This is a genomic window from Pseudomonas sp. NPDC087342 (genome assembly GCF_044744265.1).
Lineage (GTDB): Bacteria > Pseudomonadota > Gammaproteobacteria > Pseudomonadales > Pseudomonadaceae > Aquipseudomonas > Aquipseudomonas nunensis.
In genome coordinates, this window is record NZ_JBIUXZ010000001.1 from 1,102,446 (window position 1) to 1,123,831 (window position 21,386).

General features: G+C 58.2%; 20 protein-coding genes and 2 pseudogenes. 17 read left to right on the plus strand and 5 right to left on the minus strand.

The features are described 5' to 3' along the window. Nucleotides 1-925, plus strand: a 925-nt coding sequence (locus ACIOYV_RS05015) for an ATP-binding cassette domain-containing protein (RefSeq protein WP_401321383.1), incomplete at its 5' end; no start/stop codon positions are given. 267 nt (nt 926-1,192) lie between these two features. After that, entirely contained in the window at nt 1,193-2,380 is a 1,188-nt protein-coding gene (locus ACIOYV_RS05020) for an MFS transporter (protein ID WP_401321386.1), read from the plus strand. A gap of 127 nt (nt 2,381-2,507) precedes the next feature. Here ACIOYV_RS05020 and ACIOYV_RS05025 read toward each other — a convergent pair whose 3' ends face one another. Continuing rightward, on the minus strand, nt 2,508-3,545 hold the full coding sequence (locus ACIOYV_RS05025; protein WP_163910021.1) for a dienelactone hydrolase: 1,038 nt from the start codon (nt 3,543-3,545) through the stop codon (nt 2,508-2,510). A gap of 263 nt (nt 3,546-3,808) precedes the next feature. After that, nucleotides 3,809-4,420, minus strand: a complete 612-nt coding sequence (locus ACIOYV_RS05030) for an FMN-dependent NADH-azoreductase (protein ID WP_401321390.1) — start codon at nt 4,418-4,420, stop codon at nt 3,809-3,811. 130 nt (nt 4,421-4,550) lie between these two features. Here ACIOYV_RS05030 and ACIOYV_RS05035 point away from each other — a divergent pair, with 130 nt between their 5' ends. Both ACIOYV_RS05035 and ACIOYV_RS05040 read left to right on the plus strand, forming a co-directional pair. Next, nucleotides 4,551-5,459, plus strand: coding sequence for a LysR substrate-binding domain-containing protein (locus tag ACIOYV_RS05035; protein WP_290026322.1), 909 nt, complete (start codon nt 4,551-4,553; stop codon nt 5,457-5,459). Next, the gene (locus ACIOYV_RS05040) at nt 5,456-5,815 is read left to right on the plus strand and encodes an MmcQ/YjbR family DNA-binding protein (RefSeq protein WP_054614846.1); all 360 of its coding nucleotides are present in this window, start codon (nt 5,456-5,458) and stop codon (nt 5,813-5,815) included. Before ACIOYV_RS05035 ends, ACIOYV_RS05040 begins: the two co-directional genes overlap by 4 nt. 182 nt (nt 5,816-5,997) lie before the next feature. Here ACIOYV_RS05040 and ACIOYV_RS05045 read toward each other — a convergent pair whose 3' ends face one another. Both ACIOYV_RS05045 and ACIOYV_RS05050 read right to left on the minus strand, forming a co-directional pair. Beyond that, the gene (locus tag ACIOYV_RS05045) at nt 5,998-6,426 is read right to left on the minus strand and encodes a DUF1294 domain-containing protein (RefSeq protein WP_401321393.1); all 429 of its coding nucleotides are present in this window, start codon (nt 6,424-6,426) and stop codon (nt 5,998-6,000) included. Further along, entirely contained in the window at nt 6,423-7,253 is an 831-nt protein-coding gene (locus tag ACIOYV_RS05050; protein ID WP_290026325.1) for an undecaprenyl-diphosphate phosphatase, read from the minus strand. Before ACIOYV_RS05050 ends, ACIOYV_RS05045 begins: the two co-directional genes overlap by 4 nt. Before the next feature lie 381 nt (nt 7,254-7,634). On the opposite strand from ACIOYV_RS05050, the pseudogene ACIOYV_RS05055 reads away from it, so the two are divergent. The 10 genes and pseudogenes from ACIOYV_RS05055 to ACIOYV_RS05100 all read left to right on the plus strand — a co-directional run. Further along, nucleotides 7,635-8,321 (plus strand): annotated as a pseudogene (locus ACIOYV_RS05055) (cache domain-containing protein); the annotation flags it as partial. A gap of 270 nt (nt 8,322-8,591) precedes the next feature. Beyond that, nucleotides 8,592-9,179, plus strand: a pseudogene (locus ACIOYV_RS05060) (methyl-accepting chemotaxis protein); the annotation flags it as partial. 223 nt (nt 9,180-9,402) lie between these two features. Continuing rightward, the gene (pnuC, locus tag ACIOYV_RS05065) at nt 9,403-9,966 is read left to right on the plus strand and encodes a nicotinamide riboside transporter PnuC (RefSeq protein WP_401321396.1); all 564 of its coding nucleotides are present in this window, start codon (nt 9,403-9,405) and stop codon (nt 9,964-9,966) included. After that, nucleotides 9,963-10,487: an AAA family ATPase gene (locus ACIOYV_RS05070; RefSeq protein WP_401322609.1), complete on the plus strand. Its 525-nt coding sequence runs from the start codon at nt 9,963-9,965 to the stop codon at nt 10,485-10,487. Before pnuC ends, ACIOYV_RS05070 begins: the two co-directional genes overlap by 4 nt. Nucleotides 10,488-10,819: 332 nt before the next feature. Further along, nucleotides 10,820-11,257: a hypothetical protein gene (locus tag ACIOYV_RS05075; protein WP_401321399.1), complete on the plus strand. Its 438-nt coding sequence runs from the start codon at nt 10,820-10,822 to the stop codon at nt 11,255-11,257. Nucleotide 11,258: 1 nt separating this feature from the next. Continuing rightward, nucleotides 11,259-11,831: a hypothetical protein gene (locus ACIOYV_RS05080; protein WP_054046302.1), complete on the plus strand. Its 573-nt coding sequence runs from the start codon at nt 11,259-11,261 to the stop codon at nt 11,829-11,831. 56 nt (nt 11,832-11,887) lie between these two features. Next, nucleotides 11,888-13,174 carry a heme utilization protein gene (locus ACIOYV_RS05085; RefSeq protein ID WP_401321402.1) on the plus strand — a complete coding sequence of 429 codons (1,287 nt, stop codon included), beginning with the start codon at nt 11,888-11,890 and terminating at the stop codon, nt 13,172-13,174. Between the two features lie 62 nt (nt 13,175-13,236). Then, on the plus strand, nt 13,237-13,917 hold the full coding sequence (locus tag ACIOYV_RS05090) for a C39 family peptidase (RefSeq protein WP_054614853.1): 681 nt from the start codon (nt 13,237-13,239) through the stop codon (nt 13,915-13,917). A 33-nt stretch (nt 13,918-13,950) separates the two neighbouring features. Further along, complete coding sequence (locus ACIOYV_RS05095; protein ID WP_401321405.1) at nt 13,951-14,772, plus strand: hypothetical protein; 822 nt, start codon at nt 13,951-13,953, stop codon at nt 14,770-14,772. 46 nt (nt 14,773-14,818) lie between these two features. Then, nucleotides 14,819-16,099 (plus strand): hypothetical protein, encoded by a 1,281-nt coding sequence (locus ACIOYV_RS05100; RefSeq protein WP_401321408.1) that lies wholly within the window; start codon nt 14,819-14,821, stop codon nt 16,097-16,099. A gap of 169 nt (nt 16,100-16,268) precedes the next feature. Here ACIOYV_RS05100 and ACIOYV_RS05105 read toward each other — a convergent pair whose 3' ends face one another. Continuing rightward, a complete protein-coding gene (locus ACIOYV_RS05105; RefSeq protein ID WP_054046313.1) occupies nt 16,269-17,594 on the minus strand; it encodes a sigma-54 dependent transcriptional regulator in 1,326 nt (441 codons plus the stop codon). Between the two features lie 342 nt (nt 17,595-17,936). Here ACIOYV_RS05105 and ACIOYV_RS05110 point away from each other — a divergent pair, with 342 nt between their 5' ends. The 3 genes from ACIOYV_RS05110 (at nt 17,937) to nhaB (ending at nt 21,333) form a co-directional block, all read left to right on the plus strand. Continuing rightward, nucleotides 17,937-18,203, plus strand: coding sequence for a hypothetical protein (locus ACIOYV_RS05110; RefSeq protein WP_054046315.1), 267 nt, complete (start codon nt 17,937-17,939; stop codon nt 18,201-18,203). 274 nt (nt 18,204-18,477) lie between these two features. After that, nucleotides 18,478-19,767 carry a hypothetical protein gene (locus tag ACIOYV_RS05115; RefSeq protein ID WP_401321412.1) on the plus strand — a complete coding sequence of 430 codons (1,290 nt, stop codon included), beginning with the start codon at nt 18,478-18,480 and terminating at the stop codon, nt 19,765-19,767. A gap of 63 nt (nt 19,768-19,830) precedes the next feature. Beyond that, complete coding sequence (gene nhaB / locus ACIOYV_RS05120) at nt 19,831-21,333, plus strand: sodium/proton antiporter NhaB (RefSeq protein WP_401321415.1); 1,503 nt, start codon at nt 19,831-19,833, stop codon at nt 21,331-21,333. Nucleotides 21,334-21,386: the final 53 nt, after the last annotated feature.

The window sequence follows — 21,386 nt, forward strand, 5'->3', positions numbered from 1 at the left end:
GGCTGACCTGGTTTACGGCGAGCTGCGCCTGTTCCCGGGCAACTACGACGAGTACATGACCGTGGCGACCCAGTCCCGCGAGCAGCTGCTGTCGGACAACGCCAAGAAGAAAGCCCAGATTTCCGAACTGCAATCGTTCGTCAGCCGCTTCTCGGCCAACGCCTCGAAAGCCAAGCAGGCCACGTCCCGCGCCAAGGCGATCGACAAGATCCAGCTGGCCGAGGTCAAGCCTTCGAGCCGTGTGAGCCCGTTCATCCGTTTCGAACAAACCAAGAAGCTGCACCGTCAGGCGGTCATCGTCGAGCGCATGGCCAAAGGCTTCGACGGCAAAACCCTGTTCAAGGACTTCAGCTTCCAGGTTGAAGCCGGCGAGCGCGTTGCGATCATCGGCCCGAACGGTATCGGTAAAACCACCCTGCTGCGCACCCTGGTCAACGAACTGACCCCGGATGCCGGCACCGTGAAGTGGACCGACGCGGCAGAACTGGGCTACTACGCCCAGGACCACGCGCACGATTTCGAAGACGACTGCAACCTGTTCGACTGGATGGGCCAATGGACCCAGGGCGGCGAGCAGATCGTTCGCGGCACCCTCGGCCGGATGCTGTTCTCCAACGACGAGATCCTCAAGTCGGTCAAGGTCATTTCCGGTGGTGAGCAAGGTCGCATGCTTTTCGGCAAGCTGATCCTGCAAAAGCCGAACGTGCTGATCATGGACGAACCGACCAACCACTTGGACATGGAATCCATCGAAGCGCTGAACCTGGCGCTGGAGAACTACCCGGGCACGCTGATCTTCGTCAGCCATGACCGTGAGTTCGTATCGTCGTTGGCCACCCGCATTATCGAACTCAGCCCTAGCGGCGTGATCGACTTCAGCGGTACCTATGACGATTACCTGCGTAGCCAGGGCGTTGTGTTCTAAATAGCGGTTGAAAATGAAAAGCCCTGTCCTGGTGACGGGGCTTTTTGCATTTCAGGGCCGGTGGATGTTCTGGCGCTGACACCTTCGCGGGCAAGCCTCGCTCCTACAGGATTTATGTTTATTATCCGGGCGCCGCGAAACCTGTAGGAGCGAGGCTTGCCCGCGAAGAGGCCTTCAAACACAACGAATATAGTTAGCCTGCTTCCTTTTATTTCCCGCCCACGCCATGATGCAGGTCTCCCACCGCCGCCCGCGAACGAGCCCTTCATGTCTGCGCAGCAACTGCCCCCGCAAAGCTCCATGGCGATCACCCTGCAGATCGTCTCCATCGTTTTCTATACCTTTATTGCCTTCCTCTGCATCGGCCTGCCGATTGCGGTGATCCCGGGGTATGTTCACGAACAGCTGGGTTTCAGCGCGATCATCGCGGGGCTGACCATTGGCTGCCAATACCTGGCCACCCTGCTCAGCCGTCCGATGGCCGGGCGCATGTCGGACAGCGTCGGCACCAAGCGCGCGATTGTCTACGGCTTGTCGGGGATTGTGTTGAGCGGTGTGCTGACGCTGCTGTCGACGTTGTTGCAAAGCTTTCCGTTGCTAAGCCTGTTGATCCTGATCGCTGGCCGGCTGCTATTGGGGATCGCCCAAGGCTTGATCGGCGTCGGCACGATCAGTTGGTGCATGGGCCAGGTCGGCGCCGAGCACACCGCGCGCTCGATTTCCTGGAACGGGATTGTGTCCTATGGCGCCATCGCCATTGGTGCACCGCTGGGCGTGGTGATGGTTGCCGAGTACGGCTTTGAAAGCCTGGGGATTGTCCTGTCGGTGCTGGCGTTGGGCGCGCTGTTGCTGATCCGCAACAAACCGTCGGTGCCGGTGATTCGCGGTGAACGCCTGCCGTTCTGGAACGTGTTCGGGCGCATTGCGCCGTTCGGCGCGAGCCTGAGCCTGGCATCCATCGGCTACGGCACCCTGACCACTTTTATTACCTTGTATTACCTCAACCGTGGCTGGGCCGGCGCGGCGTATTGCCTGACGGTGTTCGGCGTGTGCTTAATTCTGTCGCGGCTGTTGTTCATCTCTGCGATCAGCCGTTTCGGCGGCTTCACCTCGGCCATTGCCTGCATGACCATCGAGACCGTGGGCCTGATTCTGTTGTGGCTGGCACCGTCCACCGGTTACGCGTTGATCGGCGCCGGATTGACCGGGTTTGGCCTGTCGCTGGTGTATCCGGCGCTGGGGGTCGAGGCGATCAAGCAGGTGCCCAATTCCAGTCGCGGCGCGGGGCTGAGTGCTTATGCGGTGTTTTTCGATCTGGCGCTGGCGATTGCCGGACCGCTGATGGGCGCGGTGGCGTTGAACCTGGGGTATTCGTGGATTTTCTTTAGTGCGGCGTTGTTGTCGGTGACCGGACTCGGCTTGACGCTACTGCTGAAACGCCGCGCAATCACCTGACAACCACGATCCACTGTGGGAGCGGGCTTGCTCGCGAATGCGCTGTGTTATTCAACATCAATGTTGACTGACTGGGCCCCTTCGCGAGCAAGCCCGCTCCCACAGGGGGCATGTGGTGTTGATTAGATTACTGATCCGCAGTCTGCATCCCCGCCCGACTCGGTTTGCCCAGCGCATGCGAGAAGAAGCGCCCTGCTTCGGAGATCAAGTTGCGGTGGATGTCTTCGCGATCAACCCCGTCCGCATCGGTGCACAGCGCCGGCATGGCGATGATCTGTTCTTCATTGCACGGCGCCATGAACACGAAGTGCCCTGCCCCGGCCAGCAGCTTGAAGTCCGGCGCAATCGGCAGTTTGCGCGCCAGCGCCGCAGCGTTTTTGTCGAAAGCCACCAGTTTGTCGCCGTCGCCGCTGTACAGCAGCACTGGCACATGCACATCCGCCAACGTATGACGGCCGAACTTGAGGCTCAGCGGCGCCATCAGCAGCAAGGCATGAACACGTGGGTCGGCCACTGGCTGCAGATCATCACGATCGACAATCAACTCGCCCTGGGTGTTGCAGGCATCACGGTCATCCGGGCGTTCCTGGCAATAGCGGCGCAGACGATCCAGATCAGGCGTCGCACCGGACAGGATCAACGCGGTTTCACCGCCCGCCGAGTAACCAATCACCCCGACCTGATCCGCGTTGACGAAAGGCGCCAGCATCGCGTCGCCCAAGGTGGCGGTGATCGCTTCAGAAATTTGCAGGGGCCGGCCGTACAGGTTGCTCAAGGTGCCGAGACGGCTGTGATCCTTGGAGTTGTCGCCGGGATGAATCACCGCGACAACCACAAAACCCTTGCGGGCCAGCGAGGTAGCGAGGTCGTGCAGGGCCAGCGGGGTGCCGACGTTGCCGTGGGACAGCATCAGCATCGGGAAACGGCCGATGGCAACGCGGGCGTCTTCACTGGCTTCGACGGTGTAGCCTTCGAGATTGCTGGTGTGATCCTTGTCGCTGGACGGATAAAAGGCGATGGCGCGCATCGGCTGCAAATCCAGCGGATCGAGGAACGTCATCTCGTGATAACCGACGCCCCAGTGGGAATGCAGGCCAGGCGCAGCGTGCACTGAAATCAGGCTGCTGAGCAGGCACATCAGTAACGTTGCACAAAGACGCACCATGGGATGCCCCACCTTTGTTACTAAACTGAAAAGCCCGTAGTGCTCCGGGATACGGAGAACGCGGCCTTGTGCCAGTGTTGGCGGCCACCAAGGTCATTGCGCAACGGGGACGTTAACCCTCGACTGCATAACCTGGGCCACAACATAAAAAACCTTCAAAAACAAAAAAACTCTGTAACTGATCATTACGATGATCAGAATACAGAGTTTTTCGGGTATTGCCTGAGCCGTTTAGTATTTTTTACGCAGGCCTTACACAGGCCTTATGCCGCGGCGAACAGTTGCTCGCTGATTTGCGTGTGAGCATCGCTCAGGGCTTTGGTGCGCACTTCGTCACCGTAAGCCAGGCCATGGGCGCGGACGAACTCAATATCAGTGATGCCCAGGAAACCGAACAGCAGTTTCAAATAGTCTTCGTGAGCAACACCGGTCGCTTGACCGGCATGCAGGCCGCCAGCAGTCGAAACAATCACCAGTTTCTTGCCACCGCACAGGCCTTCAGGGCCGGCTTCGGTGTAGCGGAAGGTCTGACCGGCAACGGCGATGCGGTCGATCCAGGCCTTGAGTTGGGTTGGAATGGTGAAGTTGTACATCGGCGCGGCAATCACGATGGCATCAGCGGCGATGAATTCGGCCAGGGTCGAAGCGCTCAGCTCGGCTTCGTGCTGTTGTGCGGCGTTGCGCAATTCAGCGCTGGTGCCGGCAGCGACCAGGGTCGTGGCGGAGAAATGGCTGATGGCGTCAGCGGCCAGGTCACGGTAAGTCACGACGGCCGAAGCGTCAGCGGCTTGCCAGGCTTTGACCACATCGCCACTCAGCTTACGGGAGGCCGAGTTGTCACCCAAAATGCTCGAATCGATATGCAACAGTTTCATAAAGGATCTCCAGGTGAGGATCGCCGCTGGGGCGATCTGATGGAGGAGATCCTACAGATGAATCTAATAGCTGATTAGCCCGCAACAATGCGATAGTTCGTCTCACTGATAGAACAATCGAGTTCACGCCATGCAAGACCTGAATGATCTCTACTATTTCGCCAAAGTGGTCGAAGCCGGTGGTTTCGCCGCGGCTGGACGGCTGCTGGGGATTCCCAAGTCGCGGCTTTCGCGGCGTATTGCCGAGTTGGAAGAACGCCTGGGCGCACGACTGCTGCAACGCACCACCCGGCAACTCAAGCTGACGGCCGTGGGCGAGCGTTACTTGCGCCATTGTCAGGCGATGCTGCTGGAAGCGGAGATGGCCGACGAAGCGGTGGCCAGTATGTCCAGCGAGCCTCGGGGAAGATTGCGGGTGTCGTGCCCGGTGGGCCTGGCCCATCACATGTTGCCGACAGTGATCAGCGATTTCCTGGAGAAATACCCGCAGGTCCAGTTGGAAGTCTTGCTGCTCAACCGCCGGGTGGATCTGGTCACTGAAGGTGTCGATGTCGCGCTGCGGGTTCGTGAACTGGGAGATGAAGACCCGTTGCTGGTCACCCGGCGCTTGCGTCAGGCGCAAACGATGATCGTCGCCAGCCCCGCCTTTCTGCATGGCCGGGAGATCAATCACCCGGAAGACCTCAAGGGTTTGCCGGTGCTCGGCGCACTGGAGCCGGACCGCATGGTGCATATCCGCATGCTCGATCAGCACGGCAAAAGCTATGATTTGGCGCTGGAGGCACGGCTGGGCATCGACGACTTTATTGTGCGCCGGGCCTGCGCCCTCGCCGGCCAGGGCTTTACGGTCCTGCCGATGATGTATTGCGAACAGGAAATCGCCGACGGCTCGCTGATCCAATTGTTGCCTGACTGGTCATTGCCTGGCGGCTGGTTGCAAGCGGTGTACCCTCATCGGCGCGGGGTGATGCCGGCGGTACGCGCGTGGCTTGACCATTTGATCGAATCATTCAATGCCTGTGGGGACCGTTTGATATGAAGGCTGGACGCATGAGCGAAGCGGATGTCGCAGACTTTTGCCTGGGGCTGCCCGGTGCGCGGGAAGACTACAAATGGGGCGGCGTGCGAGTGTTTTCGATTGCCGGGAACAAGATGTTTGCACTGCAAAATTTGCGGGGCGACTCCTTGGCGTTCAAGGTCGACAAGGATTTGTTTCTCGGTCATTGCGACCGTCCGGGCATTCACCCGGCGCCGTACCTGGCTCGGGCGCAATGGATCATCATGCAGACGCCCTACCCGCTGGGCGCCGAAGAACTGCAGGCCTTGCTGCAACGCTCCCACCAATTGGTGGTGAGCAAATTGCCCAAGCGCACCCAGGTCGGGTTGCTTCTCTAAAAACTGCCAAGCCTGCGTTCGGCTCATGTAGCAGCTGGCGAAGCCTGCGTTCGGCTGCGAAGCAGTCGTGAATCCAGACGACGCGGTGTATCAGAAAAACCTCGTGCTCAGGTTTTACGACTGCTTCGCAGCCGGACGCTGCCTCGCGGTGCTCGACAGCTGCTACATGGGCCTGTGGGTGTTTAGAAGAGGGTCGTTACATTGGCTCCAAGGAACAACTGGTCGATCCAGAACACCTGGTGCAGCAGCACGATGAGCCAGAACACCAGTTGGAACGAGACTTTGCGGGTCTTGTGTCGAAACACTTGCTGGGCCAGCAACGCACCTGGCCAGCCACCGGCCAGTTGCACTGCGTGCAAGACGTTTTCCGGGGTGCGCCAGGTGTCGGCGCGCGCCTTGCGCTTGTCGCTCCAGTAAAGGAAAAACGCGATCAGGCTGACCACGCCGTAAGCGGCCAGCGCAATCACCGAATTCCCGCGCAGCCACAACATCAACGAGCCATACAACGGCAGCGCGCAGAGGACCGCGAACACCAGCAACTTCAAGCGAGGATGCTGGATCTGCCCTCCGGACGGTTTTCCGGAATTGTTCCGCGCGCTGGAATCACTCATGGCTTGGCGGCAGCCCAATCAACCCAACCGAACTGCCAGGTCGCCAGAATCACCAGGCCGAACGCGATGCGGTACCAGGCAAACGCTGCATAGCTGTGGCTGGCAATGAACTTGAGCAACGCCTTGACCGCGATCATCGCGAAGATAAACGCGGTGATGAAACCGATAGCGAATACCGGAAAGTCTGCTGGCACGAACAGGTGACGGTATTTGAATCCCGAATACACCGCCGCTGCAACCATGGTCGGCATCGCCAGGAAGAACGAGAACTCGGTTGCAGTCTTGCGCGACAGCCCGAACAGCAGGCCGCCAATGATCGTCGAGCCGGAACGCGAGGTCCCCGGGATCATCGCCAGGCATTGGGCCAGGCCGACTTTCAGTGCGTCCTTCCAGGTGATGTCGTCGACCGTTTCGGCATGCACTTCATGCTGACGTTTCTCGGCCCACAGCATGATAATCCCGCCCACGACCAGCGCCGCCGCCACGGTAATCGGGTTAAACAAGTAGTGATGGATCAAGTCGGAAAAGATCACCCCCAACACCACAGCCGGCATAAAGGCGATCAACAGGTTCGCGGTGAACCGGCGCGCGCTCGGCTGAGTCTTCAGGCCAGTCACCACATCGAGGATCTTGCGGCGAAACTCCCAGACCACGGCCAGGATCGCGCCTAACTGGATAATGATGTTGAACGCAATCGCGCGTTCACCACCAAAGTCGAGCAAGTCCGCGACGATAATCTGGTGTCCGGTACTCGAAATGGGCAAAAACTCCGTCAGCCCTTCTACAACTCCTAGAATCAGTGCCTGAAAGGCAGTCCAAAGATCCATCAATCCCCCAAAGACAGTGCGCAAAGGCCTGCCCCGTTAATATTTTTAATACGTCCACCGCGCTGAGCGTAGCTGAAGTCCGGCGCGCACAGGATCCCTACGAAACCGTAAAAATTCCGTGAAAAATCAACTTGGATTCAGGTTTTTCCGCGCGAGGCCGAAATCCTATCAGAGATGCCTGATTAACGCGGCTGCGTTATTGGACTTGCGTCGCATGGTACTGACCGGCAAAGCGTGTTTGGATGCTGGCGGTCGTTTATGACAAGAATAAGAATTCGGAGTGACAGCGTTATGAACAGCTTGCGCAGTGTGTCGATCAGCCGACGCTTGTGGCTCATCTTGATCGTGGCCATCGTGATGTTATTGACCCTGGGCATGCTCATGCTCAAACAGATCCACGATGACCTGTACCACGCCAAAGTGCAGAAAACCCAGCATGTGGTGCAGACCGCCAGTGGCATTCTGACGTACTTCCATGACCTGGAAACCGCCGGAACCCTCACCCGGGAAGCCGCGCAGAAACAGGCGCTGACGGCGGTGCGCGGCTTGCGCTATGACCAGAACGACTACTTCTGGATCAACGACCTGACGCCGGTGATGATCATGCACCCGGCCAACCCGAAACTCGAAGGCCAGAACCTCTCGACGATCCGCGACCCGGACGGTTTTGCGCTCTTCAACGAAATGGTAGTGATCGCCAAGGCCAAGGGCGCCGGCATGGTCGATTACCGGTGGCCGAAACCGGGCGCCAGTGCGCCGGTGGAAAAAACCTCATACGTCAAACTGTTCGAGCCTTGGGGCTGGATCATCGGTTCCGGCGTGTACATCGATGACATGCAGGCCGAGTTCTACGGCCAGGTCTGGAAAGCCTCGTTTATTGGCCTGGCGATTGCGCTGATCATGGCGCTGCTGGTGATCATGATTGCCCGCAGCATCGTGCGGCCGTTGCAGGAAACCGTGAATGCCATGGCCAACATCGCCAGCGGCGAAAGCGACCTGACCCGCAGCCTCGACACCCACGGCCAGGACGAAGTCACGCAACTGGCGCGGCACTTCAATGCCTTTACCGCCAAGTTGCGCCTGGTGGTCGGCCAGTTGCAGGAGTCCGCGAGTGCTCTGGGCCAGTCGTCCAGTGACCTCGGCAACGACGCCGCCCAAGCCCAGCAACGCAGTCAGCAGCAGTCCCAGCAAATGGAACTGGTGGCGACGGCGATCAATGAAGTGACCTACGGCGTGCAGGACGTGGCCAAGAACGCCGAGCACGCGGCCAGCGAAATGCGCGATGCCGAGTCCCAGGCGCAGCAAGGCCAGGTCAACATTGATGGCAGCTTGCAGCAGATCGACAAGCTCTCGGGGACCATTGATCAAGCGGTCGAAGTGATTCGCACCCTGGCCGCCGAAAGCAACCAGATCGGCAGTGTGCTCGAAGTGATTCGCTCGATTGCCGAACAAACCAACCTGCTGGCCCTCAACGCCGCGATTGAAGCCGCCCGGGCCGGCGAACAAGGGCGCGGGTTTGCGGTGGTAGCCGATGAGGTCCGCCTGCTCGCGCAGCGTACCCAGAAGTCCACGGCGGAAATCCAGGCGATGATCGAACGTCTGCAAAACCACTCCGAAGCGGCGGTCAAAGTGATCGGCGACAGCAGTCGCGCGTCGCAACTGACCATCGAACAGGCCGGCCTCGCCGGTGCGAGCCTGAGCGCTATCGGCCAGGCCTTGCGCAACCTGAATGGGCTGAACGCTTCGATTGCCAGCGCCACCCTGCAACAAGCCCATGTGGTGGAAGACATCAACCAGAACGTCACCCAGGCCGCCGGTTTGTCCCACAGCACGGCACTCGCGGCGGAACAGTCGAGCCTGGCCAGTGTTCACCTCAGGGAGTTGAGCGAACAGTTGAACGGGCTGCTCAAGCAATTCCGCGTCTAAACGATCCCCGTAGCAGCTGCCGAGCAGCGCGAGGCTGCGTTCGGCGGCGAAGCCGGCGCAAACCCTGCAATCACGGTCTACCTGATACACCGCGATGGCTGATTTTACGACGGCTTCGCCGCCGAACGCAGCCTCGCGCTGCTCGGCAGCTGCTACGTGGGTTTGCGCTGGCCGGTCCTACGGCTACAATCCGCTCCTCTTTTGACTCCCCCAAGGTACCGCCATGTCCGGGCTTGAACTGTTTGCTGCCGCCCTCGGCGTGATCGCCGTCTGGTTGACGGTCAAACAGAATCCCTGGTGCTGGCCGATCGGCCTGGTGATGGTGCTGCTTTATAGCTGGATCTTCTTTGAGGTGAAGCTGTATTCGGACATGCTCCTGCAGGTGATCTACGCCGCGCTGCAGGTCTATGGCTGGTGGCAATGGACCCGCGCCGGCGATGCCCGTCATGGCCGCCAAGTGACTGAACTGAGTGCGCGTCCAATCCTGCTCGGGTTAGCCGCGGGTGCGGTCGGCAGCCTGCTGCTGGGTGCAGCCATGGCCCATTGGACCGATGCCGCGCAACCCTGGCTCGACGCCGCACTGACCGGTTTCAGCCTGGTGGCGCAGTTATGGATGGCGCAAAAACGTGTGCAATGCTGGCCACTTTGGATCGTCCTGGATGTGATCTTTGTCAGCCTGTTCATTTATAAAGGCCTGTACCTGACCGCCGCTCTCTACGGCTTATTCACGTTGATCGCCGTGCAAGGCTGGCGTGAATGGCGTGCCGATCCGGCGTTGCACGCATGAAAGTGCTGGTGCTTACAGGTCCCGAATCCAGCGGAAAGAGCTGGCTTTCGAGTGAGATTCTCGCCAATTTTGGCGGCATTTTGGTCAATGAGTACGTTCGACACTTTATCGACAGCGAAGCCCGTGAAACTAACTACGATGACATTAATTCCATCGCACATGGCCAACTGGCCTGGGAAGATGAAGCACGGGCGAAACGTCCGTCACTGTTGATTCTCGATACTCATCTTTTGAGCAATATCCTTTGGAGTCGTACCCTGTTTGGCGATTGCCCGACATGGATCGAGCAAGCCTTGCTGGCGCGTCACTACGACCTGCATTTGCTGCTGAGCCCTGAAACCGTGGAGTGGCATGACGACGGTCAGCGTTGCCAACCGCAACTGGCAGAACGCCAGGCGTTTTTCCAGGCCAGTCATGATTGGCTAGACCTGCACCGCCAGCCTTTTCAGGTCCTGCACGGTGATTGGAAGCAGCGTAAAGACTCAGCATTCGAGGTGGTCACGCGCTTGCTCGAAGCCTGACAGAAGCCCCTCCACCCCGCCACAACTGTCCATTTGTGAAACACCCCCTCCTGAGCGGACCCGCGAATTAAAGCGGTCCGTGCACTTGCGAACGAAAATGTTAAACCACTGATACACCCCTCCCTTTCAGCGCCCTGGCAAGCTCTGCTGCCCGCACGGACGCCGTTTTCGCGCGTCTCTGTCTCAGCGGTGTTACATAATTTTTTTTGTTATTTCGAGAAATAAAGTCAACCCACTGGTTTTAAAGGAAAAACCAAAACCGGCACACCTTCTGCTCTCTTCCTCGCAACGCGGATACGGGCCAGCGTTTAATCACAGAAGGAATTGCCGCCGTGGGGAAAATTGATAATCGCATTTATAGCCTCCTGCTGATTGGATGCGCATTGGGCTCAAGTGTCAGTCTGCCTGTCCAGGCTGACAACGGCATCATCACGATCAAACGTGACGTCCAGACGCGCAACGCAACGATTCCGCCGCTGATCCCCGATCCTCACCCCACCACCGTCAACGCCAACCCGTCCAAACAGATCCTCAATCAAACGAACGAGTTGAGCGACGGCGACTTTGCCGGTGTCGCCAGTGGCGCAGGCATCAGTAACCTGGTGACTCAAAACACCAACAACCTGGGCGGCAATATCAGCAACCAGCAGCAACTGTCCAACCTTCCCGGCGGACGTTCGGGCAACTCGGGCAGCGGCATTGCCAACATGGTCAATTCGAACGTCCAGCAAGGCCTGGGTGCTCTGAAAATCATAACGGGAGACCGTTAGAATGAATCGTTCGCTGCTGATTATCGCCATGTTTTGCAGTGCATCGTCCTTTGCCCAATCTCCCGTCATCGACAACGCCGACATCGACAGTTCGGGCGCGCAGTACCAAGGCAACCTCGGGGTCAACCAGGCGGCGGGCGACCAGCAACAACAGGTCAACGCCCGGGCCATCGCCATTGGCAACAACGCCAATGCATCCACACAGATTCGCCAACGGCTGCATTCACCCGCGGACCCCCGCATCGACGCCAGCTCCAGCATTCAGGGTAACGCCTTCAGCAACGGTAACGGCGTGCTGGGCGTCAACCAGAGCGCGGGCGCCAACAACCAGCAGGCCAATGCCCTGCGGATAAGCATCAGTACTCAGCCGCAAAGTATCGACGACAGCGTCCTCCTGCAACAGAACGTGGCGCTGATCAACAACTCCGATCCAACTGACTCCGCACCAGGCTATCGCCGGGTCGCCACAAGCGATCAGGCCTTCACCGGTAGCCGTGGAGTCATTCAGTTGAATCAGAGCGCCGGGGTGGGAAACCGAACGGCCAACACCGTGAGCGTACGGGTCGCGGATTGACCCAAAACAGGTAAAAAAAAACAACACTTAACCTAAAATCAGTACGGAGAATCACCATGAAACCTTCGATGGCAATCAAGCCTCTGGTTTTCGCAATTGCTGCGGTCATGGCTGTTGCTGTACAAGCTGGGCAGCGTGATGACGATCACCATGGTCACCACAATGGCCATAATAACAACGGTCAACACACCCCTCCTCCAACCAGAATCCCTGTGTACGCAACGGCGAATGCTTGGGATACCCAAAGCAGCACCAACAACCGCATCAGCAATAACGGGACGGTCAATGAAGCCGAGATGAACAACTCGGCTACCGGCACCAGCGGCAACGTCGGGGTCAACGTGGCAGCCGGCGACGGCAACCAACAAGACAACGCGGCTGCCATTGCCAACGCCGCCGCTGCCGCTCCCGACAACGCGTTCGTGTTCGGCACTGCCAGCGCCACCGCCGAGGTCACTCAAACCAGCAGCAATAACCGCGTCAACAACTATGGCAGCACTGCTTCTGCCACGATGAGCGGATCGGCTAATGGCGGCAGCGGCAACATGGGTGTCAACGTTGCTGGCGGCGACCTTAACCAACAGAAAAACACCATGGCCATTGCTAACACCAATGCTCCACTGGGTAACGCAACCGCTACTGCCTCTGCCAATCAAAGTGGTCCTGGCTTGACCGTGAATAACGACGCCGACCGTACCTACCGTGTGGATACGCTGACGTTTACTAAGTCGGCGAGCGGCAGTGCCAACTACGCCAAGGCGAGCGCAGCGTCCGGCAGTAAAAGCTCTTCTTCGAGCTTTGACGTGAGCGGTTCGAAAAGCTTCGATGCCAGCGGTTCAAAAAGCTTCGAGAAGAGCAGTTCTTCTAACTCTTCTTTGAATGCTTCGTTGAACGCTACGCTGGATGCTTCCGCCGAGGCTTCGAGAAACGCTTCCTGGGACTATGGCCGTCACCACTCGGGCGAAAGCAGTTCGTCTTCCGATGCTTCTCTGAACGCATCGCTTGATGCAACGCTCAACGTAACGATCGATAAATCGCACGAAAAATCGGGCAGCTCGTCGTTCGATAAATCGTTCGATTCGTCGTTCGAAAAATCGGGCAGCAAATCCCACGAGTCTTCGTATGACAAGGCGAAAGCCTACGCTGAGAGCAGTTCATTTGATCTGAGCAACACCTATTCCTATCAAGTGCTGACTGCAACTGGCTGGGCCAACCCTGTAACCAACACTGCAACCCTGAGCGGTTCGGTGAATGGTGGCAGCGGCAACCTGGGCGTCAACGTGGCTGCTGGTGTGGGCAACCAACAAAGCAACTCGCTGGCCATTTCCAACAACTCGTTCTAATGGCTGTCTTTGGGGCCCCCTCACGGGGGCCTTTTTCAGCAACAACCAGAAGGCGTCCCACCATGCGCATGATTGCCTTGGCATTTTTGCTTTGCGTGGCCAGTGTGAGCGAGGCTGCACGCATGCCGCTTTCCGTCCTGCCGGGCGGTGCGGTGGTGTACAAGCCGATCCAGAGCGTACGCGAACGTAAATTTGAGGACCTGGTTCAACAGAAAACCGACTTCAGTTGCGGCGCAGCTGCCCTGGCGACCGTATTGCGCCAGGCCTATTGGCTGGACGTGACTGAAAATCAGATCATTGAAGGCATGCTGGCCCACTCGGATCAAAATCTTGTCCGCGTCCAGGGCTTCTCCATGCTCGACATGAAGCACTACGTGGAAAGTATTGGCATGCGGGCCCGTGGCTACCGGGTAGCGACGGAAACGTTAAGCGAAATCAAAATTCCGGTCGTAGTACTCATGGATATCCGTGGCTACAAACATTTTGTAGTCCTGCAAAGAGTTCATAAGGGCTGGGTCTATATCGGAGATCCGGTACTCGGTCATAAACGTTTCAGCGTCGACGACTTTGTCAAAGGCTGGAACGGCATCATCTTTGCGGTCATCGGCCAGGGCTACGACAAAAACAATGCGTTGCTCGACCCACCCATGCCTCTGACTGCCAAGAACCGCATCAACAATTTCAACCCGGTGCAAGACGCAGAGTTGATGGATTTCGGATTCATCCAAAGCGACTTCTTCTAATAACAAGGGAGCACGAAGCTCCGGGAGCATCCAATGAAAACTTCAACCTGGCTGGCTGTCGTTTGCCTGGCCGCCAGCCTGCCAACCCAAGCAGAGATATTCAAACCCATTGAATTGAAAGATCAGGAATTGGCGACCCTGCGAGGCCGGTATGTCATGCCGGGACGAATCGTCAGCTTTGGCATCGTCATGACCACTACTTGGCAGAACGCCAACGGTGCGCTGATCGGTGCGACCTCCGCGATGCAAGTCCAGCAAAACACTATCAAGCCGCAGTTCTATGTTTCGATGATCGATGAAAAACCCGCTAGTCCAACGAGCTCGCAAAGCTCCGTCGCAAACACAAACACAAGCACTAATACCAACCTCAACACCAACACCAACACCAACACTAATACCGGGACCGGTATCGTTTCTGGCGGCAACGGCCTCAACAGCACCGAAGGCGTAACTCAAGTCGTGCGCGCTGCGGGCGACAACAACACCGCCTACAACAACGTTGATATCAACGTCGCGAAAGCCAGCCAGGTCAATCAGGCACCGGTAACGCAACCACAGGGCCAGGCATTGACCGCAGGGTCGACGCTGGTCGGCAACAATGAAGCGGGCTCGCTCGCGGTTTCCTCAACCAACTCAGGAGTGCAACTCAACATCGTCGCAAACAACAACCAGGGCAGTACCGTGCAACGCCTGGCCCAGGGTGGACTGATGCAGAACACGACTTTGCTCGGCAGCAGCAACCAGGTGCGCAACCTCACTTCCCTCAATGTCGTGCTGCGTGACAACGTACCGACAGCCGGGGCGTTGAGCGGCAATCTGGACCAGCTCAAAGGTCTTCGCACAATCGGATTCTGATCTACGCTCAGTCTCATCGGATCTAATCAGAAGGGACGGCTAACCCATGCACCGATCGTTAACGTTCAGAGCTATCGTCTGTTTGAGTAGCCTGACCCCGGCGACACTGCTATACGCAGCCCCGGACCCTCAGGTCGAAGCACTAAAACAAGAACTCACGGAGTTGAAACAGCGTTACGAAGCACAACAGAACGCGCTGATGGTCCTTGAGCAGCGCGTTCGCCAAGTCGAAGAAGCACCTGCGACACCGGCTCCCAAACGCCTGACCAAATCCCCAGCCCAGCCGGCCAAGGGTGGCCAGACGGTGGCCGCCGGTGCGCCCGGCACTTCAGGCAGTTCGTACGGCCAATCGCTCAAGGATGATTCGGAGCCAGCACAAAGCGTTTCCAACCTGTATGACGAAGCGAGCGGCTTCTTCGGTGGCGGCAAGTTCAGCCTCGAAACCGGCGTGACCTACACGCACTACGATACCCGCGCGTTAACGCTCAACGGCTTCCTGGCACTGGATTCGATCTTTCTCGGCAACATCAACCTCGACCGCATCAAGGCCGACAACTGGACCCTGGACCTGACCGCCCGCTACAACGTGGCACAGCGCTGGCAGTTCGACATTAACGTCCCCGTGGTTTATCGCGAATCGACGTATTCCTCCGGTGGCGCTGGTGGCGCAGGCCCGGTGACGTCGGATGCAACCGTGACCCGGGACCCGACCATCGGGGACGTGAACGTTGGCGTGGCTTACAAGTTTCTGGATGAGTCAGCCAACTGGCCCGACGCGGTCGCGACACTGCGCGTCAAGGCCCCCACCGGCAAGGACCCTTACGGCATCAAGCTGGTCAGTGACCCGACCAACGATAACCTCTCGGTACCCGAGGACTTGCCTACCGGCAACGGTGTCTGGTCGATCACCCCGGGGATCTCGCTGGTCAAGACCTTCGACCCGGCCGTGCTGTTCGGCACCCTGGCCTACACCTACAACATGCAGGACTCTTTCAGCGATATCAGTCCTCAGGTCGGCTCAAAGGTGAAAGGCGATGTGAAACTGGGTGATTCCTGGCAGGTTGGCGCCGGCATTGCGTTCGCCTTGAACGAGAAGATGAGTATGTCGTTTTCGTTCACCGATCAGTTCGCCCGCAAGAGCAAGATCAAGCCGGACGGTGGCGAGTGGCAATCGATTTCCAACAGCGATTACAACTCGGCCAACTTCAACATCGGCATGACCCTGGCGGCTACGGATAACTTGACAATCGTGCCTAACCTGGCCATTGGCCTGACCGAGGACTCGCCAGACTTTTCCTTCAGCCTGAAATTCCCTTACTACTTCTGATCCATAACAAGCAAAGCCCCGCTGCGACTTAATCGTAGCGGGGCTTTTTTTGGATTGGTCTATGGGAAAAAGATCGCAGCCTCGTTTCACTCGACAGCTGCTACAAGGAGAACGCGCAAACCCGTAGGAGCTGTCGAGTGAAACGAGGCTGCGATCCTTTGATCTTGGTCTAACGTATCTGATGCTTGTGCAACAACCGGTAGAAGGTAGGCCTGGAGATCCCCAACACCTTGGCAGCGATACTCAAGTTATCGCTATGGCGGTTCAGCACATCGCACAAGGCCTGGCGCTCGGCGCGGGTCTTGTAATCTTCCAGCGTGCCCATCGGCGCGGCAATTGTCTGTTGGCTGATCAGCCCCAGGTCCCGCGCTTCGATCTGGCGTCCTTCGGCCAATACCAGCCCGCGACGTACCCGATTGGCCAACTCGCGAACATTGCCCGGCCAGTCATGCTTGCCCATGGCGATCAACGCGTCTTCGCTGAAGCTGCGCGGGCGGCGACCGGTTTCATGGCTATAGAAATGGGAAAAGTGGTTGGCCAGCATCGAGAGGTCACCGTGGCGTTCACGTAGCGGCGCGGTGACCACTTGCAGCACGTTGAGGCGATAGTACAAATCTTCGCGAAAGCGTTTCTTCTCGATGGCCGCCTCCAGGTCGACGTGAGTCGCCGCCAATACCCGCACATCCACCGGAATCGGCGTACTGCCGCCGACATGCTCGATGTGTTTTTCCTGCAGGAAGCGCAGCAGATTGGCTTGCAGTTCCAACGGCAGATCGCCGATTTCATCAAGAAACAGCGTGCCGCCGTTCGCGGCTTCGATCCGCCCGATCTTGCGTTGATGCGCACCGGTGAAGGCGCCTTTCTCGTGGCCAAACAGTTCAGACTGGATCAGATGTTCGGGAATCGCGCCGCAGTTGATTGCCACGAACGGCTTGTTGTGGCGTTGGGATTGCCGGTGCAGGGTGCGGGCGACCAATTCTTTACCGGTGCCGCTTTCGCCGCGGATCAATACCGGCGACTCGGTGGGCGCCAGTTTGCTCAATAACTTGCGCAGCTCGCGGATCGGTTTGCTGTCACCCAGCAACTCGTGTTCCGGCTGATCGATGTGAATCGTGCCCTGCCCGCGCAGCCGCGCCATGCCGAATGCGCGGCCCAGGGTCACCTGGACCCGGGAGACGTCGAACGGCAAGGTATGGAAGTCAAAAAACCATTCGCATACAAAATCCCCGACGTTTTGCAGTCGCAGGACTTCCTGGTTAAGCACGGCAATCCATTCGGTGCCGCTGCGGCTGATCAATTCCTTGACGGCTTCGGGCCGTTCCAGGTGGAACGGCTGCAATCGCAAGAGGCCGACATCGCAGGTCCGATCGGCGGCGTTTTCCAGCGTGCAGCTGTCAACGTCCCATCCTACAGAGCGCAATCCCGGCAAAAGACGATGGCAATCGTCGCAAGGATCAACCACTAACAGACGTCGTAAGGCAGGCGCTTCGATCATGACTGTTCCTTGGCGCCAAATTTAAGGAAATATTATTAAAAACAGTCATTTGGCGGACCTGGCTGTAACATTAGCAAGAATTTGACGGCACCTTGTATCGTTTGATTATAGGAGTCTTAACTAATTAGTTATAAGAAGGAAGTTTGTTAGTTACCTAACGACTGAAGCTTTCAGCCAGCTTTCAAAAACTGCCTGAATATTGAGTATATGAAAGAAAGTTGAATTTTCTTTGGATTGTGTGTGACCCAACCCCCCATTGAGGGCATCAGTACAAGTAACCAGCCGAACGGTAAGCCCAACCGACGGCACATCACTTGATTGGGCATATAGAGAGAAGATCCCATGACCGCCCCGCTCCGTATCAACGAAGCTCTTTTGATTGCCGACCGCGCGTTCAAGCCATTTCAATGCGTGGCTTGGGCCCCACAAGACGGCAACGGCGAACTCTGCCTGAGCGTGATCGACCGCACCAATACCCGCATTGGCCGCGCGCAGATCCCAAGCAGCGCTTATTCCGATCCGGTGCAACTTGAACATCTGCTGGAACAGGCGCGTGCTGCACTCAGCGAAGATGGCTACACGTTGCAATCGTGGTCCATGCCTCATTAATTAAAGATCAAAAGATCGCCGCCTTCGGCAGCGCCTACATTGGAATATGCGTTTCCTTGTAGGAGCTGCCGAAGGCTGCGATCTTTTGCTTTATAAAGGCTCGATTGTTGGCACCCTCTTCAGTGGTTCCAAAAGACACTGTTCTGGCAAAAAGCGACCCTCCGCCTGTTAGTTATGACAGTTGTGCATCCAGGCATTCAGGGATTGAATGTTTCGCATGCACAGTCACCCTCCCGGTTACCGGGATGAGGTCGACTGGCAAGGAGATGCGTGCATGTCAAACCAGACCGCTTTCGCCTGCCCCGCCACGGTAAATTCAGCCGGGCACCTCGATCCGGAATTTGCCGCTGCCGGCAAGACCCAAGTCTATTTCGCCGGCAGTTCCTCAAGCATGGCCAACGGTGTCGCCATCGATCCGCAAGGCCGTTTGCTGGTCGCGGCCAAGGTCGGCACTCATGCGGGCAGCCGCTTTGGCCTGGCCCGCTTGCTGGAGGATGGCTCGGCGGACCTGGGTTTTGGCAACCAGGGCAGCCTGATCGGCCAATTCGCCCTGGGCTTTGAAGCCATGGGCAGCAAGGTGCATGTCTTGCCCTGCGGCTCTATTTTGCTAGCTGGCCTGCACTACGAAGATGCTCACCGTACCCTGCCCGCTCTGGCGCTGTTCGACCCCGAAGGTCAGCCGGTTCGAAGCTTTGGCGACAATGGCCGCCAGGTTGTGCGCCTGCCTGGCGAGCTGTCCCGGGGCTTGCGCGACGACTGGCTGCCACCGGGCGTACCGGGCGCCGAGGCCTGCGATATCGCCGTACAGCCGGACGGTCGAATCCTGCTGGTGGCCAATCATCATTTCGAACTTGCCGATCACGTCGGCCTGCTGATCCGCCTGAATGTCGACGGCAGCCTGGACCGCGATTTCAACGGTCGTGGTTTCGTGGTTGTCAGGCATTTGATGATGAACACCTGGCTTGCCAGCCTGATGCTGCAACAGGACGGGCGAATCCTGGCGGGGGGCTCGATCAATTTCCCTGCCGAAGGTTTGCTGGCACGCTATCACGCCGATGGACGACTGGACGACAGCTTCGCCGTGGATGGTTTCATGACCTTCAAGGCACTGGGGCGCAGCGCTCAGGTCAGCCAGATCGTCCAGCAGGACAATGGCGACTTGCACTGTTTCGGCAGCAGTCGCGACCCGATGCATTGCCTGTCGCTGAAACTGCACAGCAACGGTCGCCCGGACAAGCATTGCAACGGCGGTCAACCGCAACACCTGGAAATCGGCCACAGCGGCAGCCAATGGACCGCCGCCCAGGTTCAGGCGGATGGCAGCGTACTGGCGGTCGGCGCCACGATCGGCGGGGTCGAAGCCGATTTCATCCTGGCCCGCTATCTGCCCCAAGGTACGCTGGATCGCAGCTTTGCCAATGGCCTCGGCTGGGTTCGTACCCGACTGGGCCGCAGCCTGAACACCGCCACTTCCCTGGCCGTGCAGGACAACGGTCGAATTGTCGTCGGCGGTTACTCGCTGGACGGTAACTATCGCGCGGTGGTTGCGCGTTACCTGAGCTGATACGGGTTGATCTTCATCGACGCTTCCGGCAAGTTGCGCGCTTCTTAATACAAGGAGTAGCCGATGTCCGGTTCAATGGCCCAGGCGTTCGCGCATAATTTTCTCGGGCACTCGCCCCGCTGGTACAAGGCGAGCATTGTCGGCTTCCTGATTCTTAACGCGCTGGTGCTGTGGACCGTAGGGCCGGTGGCGGCGGGTTGGTTGCTGGTCCTGGAGTTTATTTTCACCCTGGCCATGGCGCTCAAGTGTTATCCACTGATGCCCGGCGGTCTGTTGCTGATCGAAGCGCTGCTGTTGAAGATGACCACGCCTCAGGCGCTGTACGACGAACTGGTGCACAACTTCCCGGTGATCCTGCTGCTGATGTTTATGGTGGCAGGCATCTACTTCATGAAAGACCTGTTGCTATTTCTGTTCTCGCGCCTGTTGCTCGGGGTGCGCTCCAAAGCATTACTGGCCTTGATGTTCTGTTTTCTGTCAGCGTTTCTCTCGGCGTTTCTAGACGCCTTGACCGTCACGGCGGTGATCATCAGCGCGGCGGTGGGATTTTACTCGGTGTATCACCGCGTCGCCTCGGGCAACGATCCGCGTCAGGACAGCCAATTCAGCGACGATCAGCACCTGCCGACTCTGCACCATGAAGACCTCGAACAATTCCGCGCCTTTCTGCGCAGCCTGCTGATGCATGGCGCCGTGGGCACGGCACTCGGTGGTGTGTGCACGCTGGTTGGCGAGCCGCAGAACCTGTTGATCGGCCATGAGATGGGTTGGCATTTCGCCGAGTTCTTCCTGAAGATCGCCCCGGTTTCATTGCCGGTATTGGCCGCTGGCCTGGTGACCTGCGTGCTGCTGGAAAAGCTGCGCTGGTTCGGTTACGGCACGCTGCTGCCGGACAATGTGCGCGCGGTACTGGCCAACTATGCCGCCGAAGACAATGCCGAACGCACCGCGCGCCAGCGTGCGGCGCTGCTGGTCCAGGGCGCGGCGGCGTTGATCCTGATTGCCGGGCTGGCGTTTCACATTGCAGAAGTCGGGCTGATCGGTTTGATGGTGATCGTGTTGATCACCGCGTTCACCGGCATCACTGACGAACATCGCATTGGCAACGCGTTTAAAGATGCGATGCCGTTCACCGCGCTGCTGGTGGTGTTCTTCGCCGTGGTCGCGGTGATTCATGACCAGCAACTGTTCACGCCGCTGATTCAGTGGGTGCTGGCCCTGCCGGCGGAGCAACAGCCGGGCATGCTGTTTATTGCCAACGGTTTGCTATCGGCGATCAGCGACAACGTGTTTGTGGCGACGATTTACATTACCGAAGTGAAACAGGCGTTTATCGCCGGGCACATGAGCCGCGAGCATTTCGAGACATTGGCGATCGCGATCAATACCGGAACCAATTTACCGAGTGTGGCGACACCGAATGGTCAGGCAGCGTTTCTGTTTTTGCTGACCTCGGCGATTGCACCGCTGATTCGCCTGTCGTATGGGCGGATGGTGTGGATGGCGTTGCCGTATACGGTGGTGATGGGGGTTTTGGGGTGGTATGCGGTGAGTTTCTGGCTTTGAGGCGGCAGGTCTGACGACTTCGCGGGCAAGCCTCGCTCCTACAGGGATCGCGC

What these genes read in the sequence shown, in the direction of transcription:
- ACIOYV_RS05025 (WP_163910021.1), bottom strand. Translation starts at nt 3,545, where the DNA reads ATGGTGCGTCTTTGTGCAACGTTACTGATGTGCCTGCTCAGCAGCCTG.
- ACIOYV_RS05095 (WP_401321405.1), top strand. Translation starts at nt 13,951, where the DNA reads ATGAAAACTTCAACCTGGCTGGCTGTCGTTTGCCTGGCCGCCAGCCTG.
- ACIOYV_RS05090 (WP_054614853.1), top strand. Translation starts at nt 13,237, where the DNA reads ATGCGCATGATTGCCTTGGCATTTTTGCTTTGCGTGGCCAGTGTGAGC.
- ACIOYV_RS05050 (WP_290026325.1), bottom strand. Translation starts at nt 7,253, where the DNA reads ATGGATCTTTGGACTGCCTTTCAGGCACTGATTCTAGGAGTTGTAGAA.
- ACIOYV_RS05105 (WP_054046313.1), bottom strand. Translation starts at nt 17,594, where the DNA reads ATGATCGAAGCGCCTGCCTTACGACGTCTGTTAGTGGTTGATCCTTGC.
- ACIOYV_RS05070 (WP_401322609.1), top strand. Translation starts at nt 9,963, where the DNA reads ATGAAAGTGCTGGTGCTTACAGGTCCCGAATCCAGCGGAAAGAGCTGG.
- ACIOYV_RS05110 (WP_054046315.1), top strand. Translation starts at nt 17,937, where the DNA reads ATGACCGCCCCGCTCCGTATCAACGAAGCTCTTTTGATTGCCGACCGC.
- ACIOYV_RS05020 (WP_401321386.1), top strand. Translation starts at nt 1,193, where the DNA reads ATGTCTGCGCAGCAACTGCCCCCGCAAAGCTCCATGGCGATCACCCTG.
- nhaB (WP_401321415.1), top strand. Translation starts at nt 19,831, where the DNA reads ATGTCCGGTTCAATGGCCCAGGCGTTCGCGCATAATTTTCTCGGGCAC.
- ACIOYV_RS05100 (WP_401321408.1), top strand. Translation starts at nt 14,819, where the DNA reads ATGCACCGATCGTTAACGTTCAGAGCTATCGTCTGTTTGAGTAGCCTG.
- ACIOYV_RS05035 (WP_290026322.1), top strand. Translation starts at nt 4,551, where the DNA reads ATGCAAGACCTGAATGATCTCTACTATTTCGCCAAAGTGGTCGAAGCC.
- ACIOYV_RS05085 (WP_401321402.1), top strand. Translation starts at nt 11,888, where the DNA reads ATGAAACCTTCGATGGCAATCAAGCCTCTGGTTTTCGCAATTGCTGCG.
- ACIOYV_RS05115 (WP_401321412.1), top strand. Translation starts at nt 18,478, where the DNA reads ATGTCAAACCAGACCGCTTTCGCCTGCCCCGCCACGGTAAATTCAGCC.
- ACIOYV_RS05030 (WP_401321390.1), bottom strand. Translation starts at nt 4,420, where the DNA reads ATGAAACTGTTGCATATCGATTCGAGCATTTTGGGTGACAACTCGGCC.
- pnuC (WP_401321396.1), top strand. Translation starts at nt 9,403, where the DNA reads ATGTCCGGGCTTGAACTGTTTGCTGCCGCCCTCGGCGTGATCGCCGTC.
- ACIOYV_RS05045 (WP_401321393.1), bottom strand. Translation starts at nt 6,426, where the DNA reads ATGAGTGATTCCAGCGCGCGGAACAATTCCGGAAAACCGTCCGGAGGG.
- ACIOYV_RS05080 (WP_054046302.1), top strand. Translation starts at nt 11,259, where the DNA reads ATGAATCGTTCGCTGCTGATTATCGCCATGTTTTGCAGTGCATCGTCC.
- ACIOYV_RS05040 (WP_054614846.1), top strand. Translation starts at nt 5,456, where the DNA reads ATGAAGGCTGGACGCATGAGCGAAGCGGATGTCGCAGACTTTTGCCTG.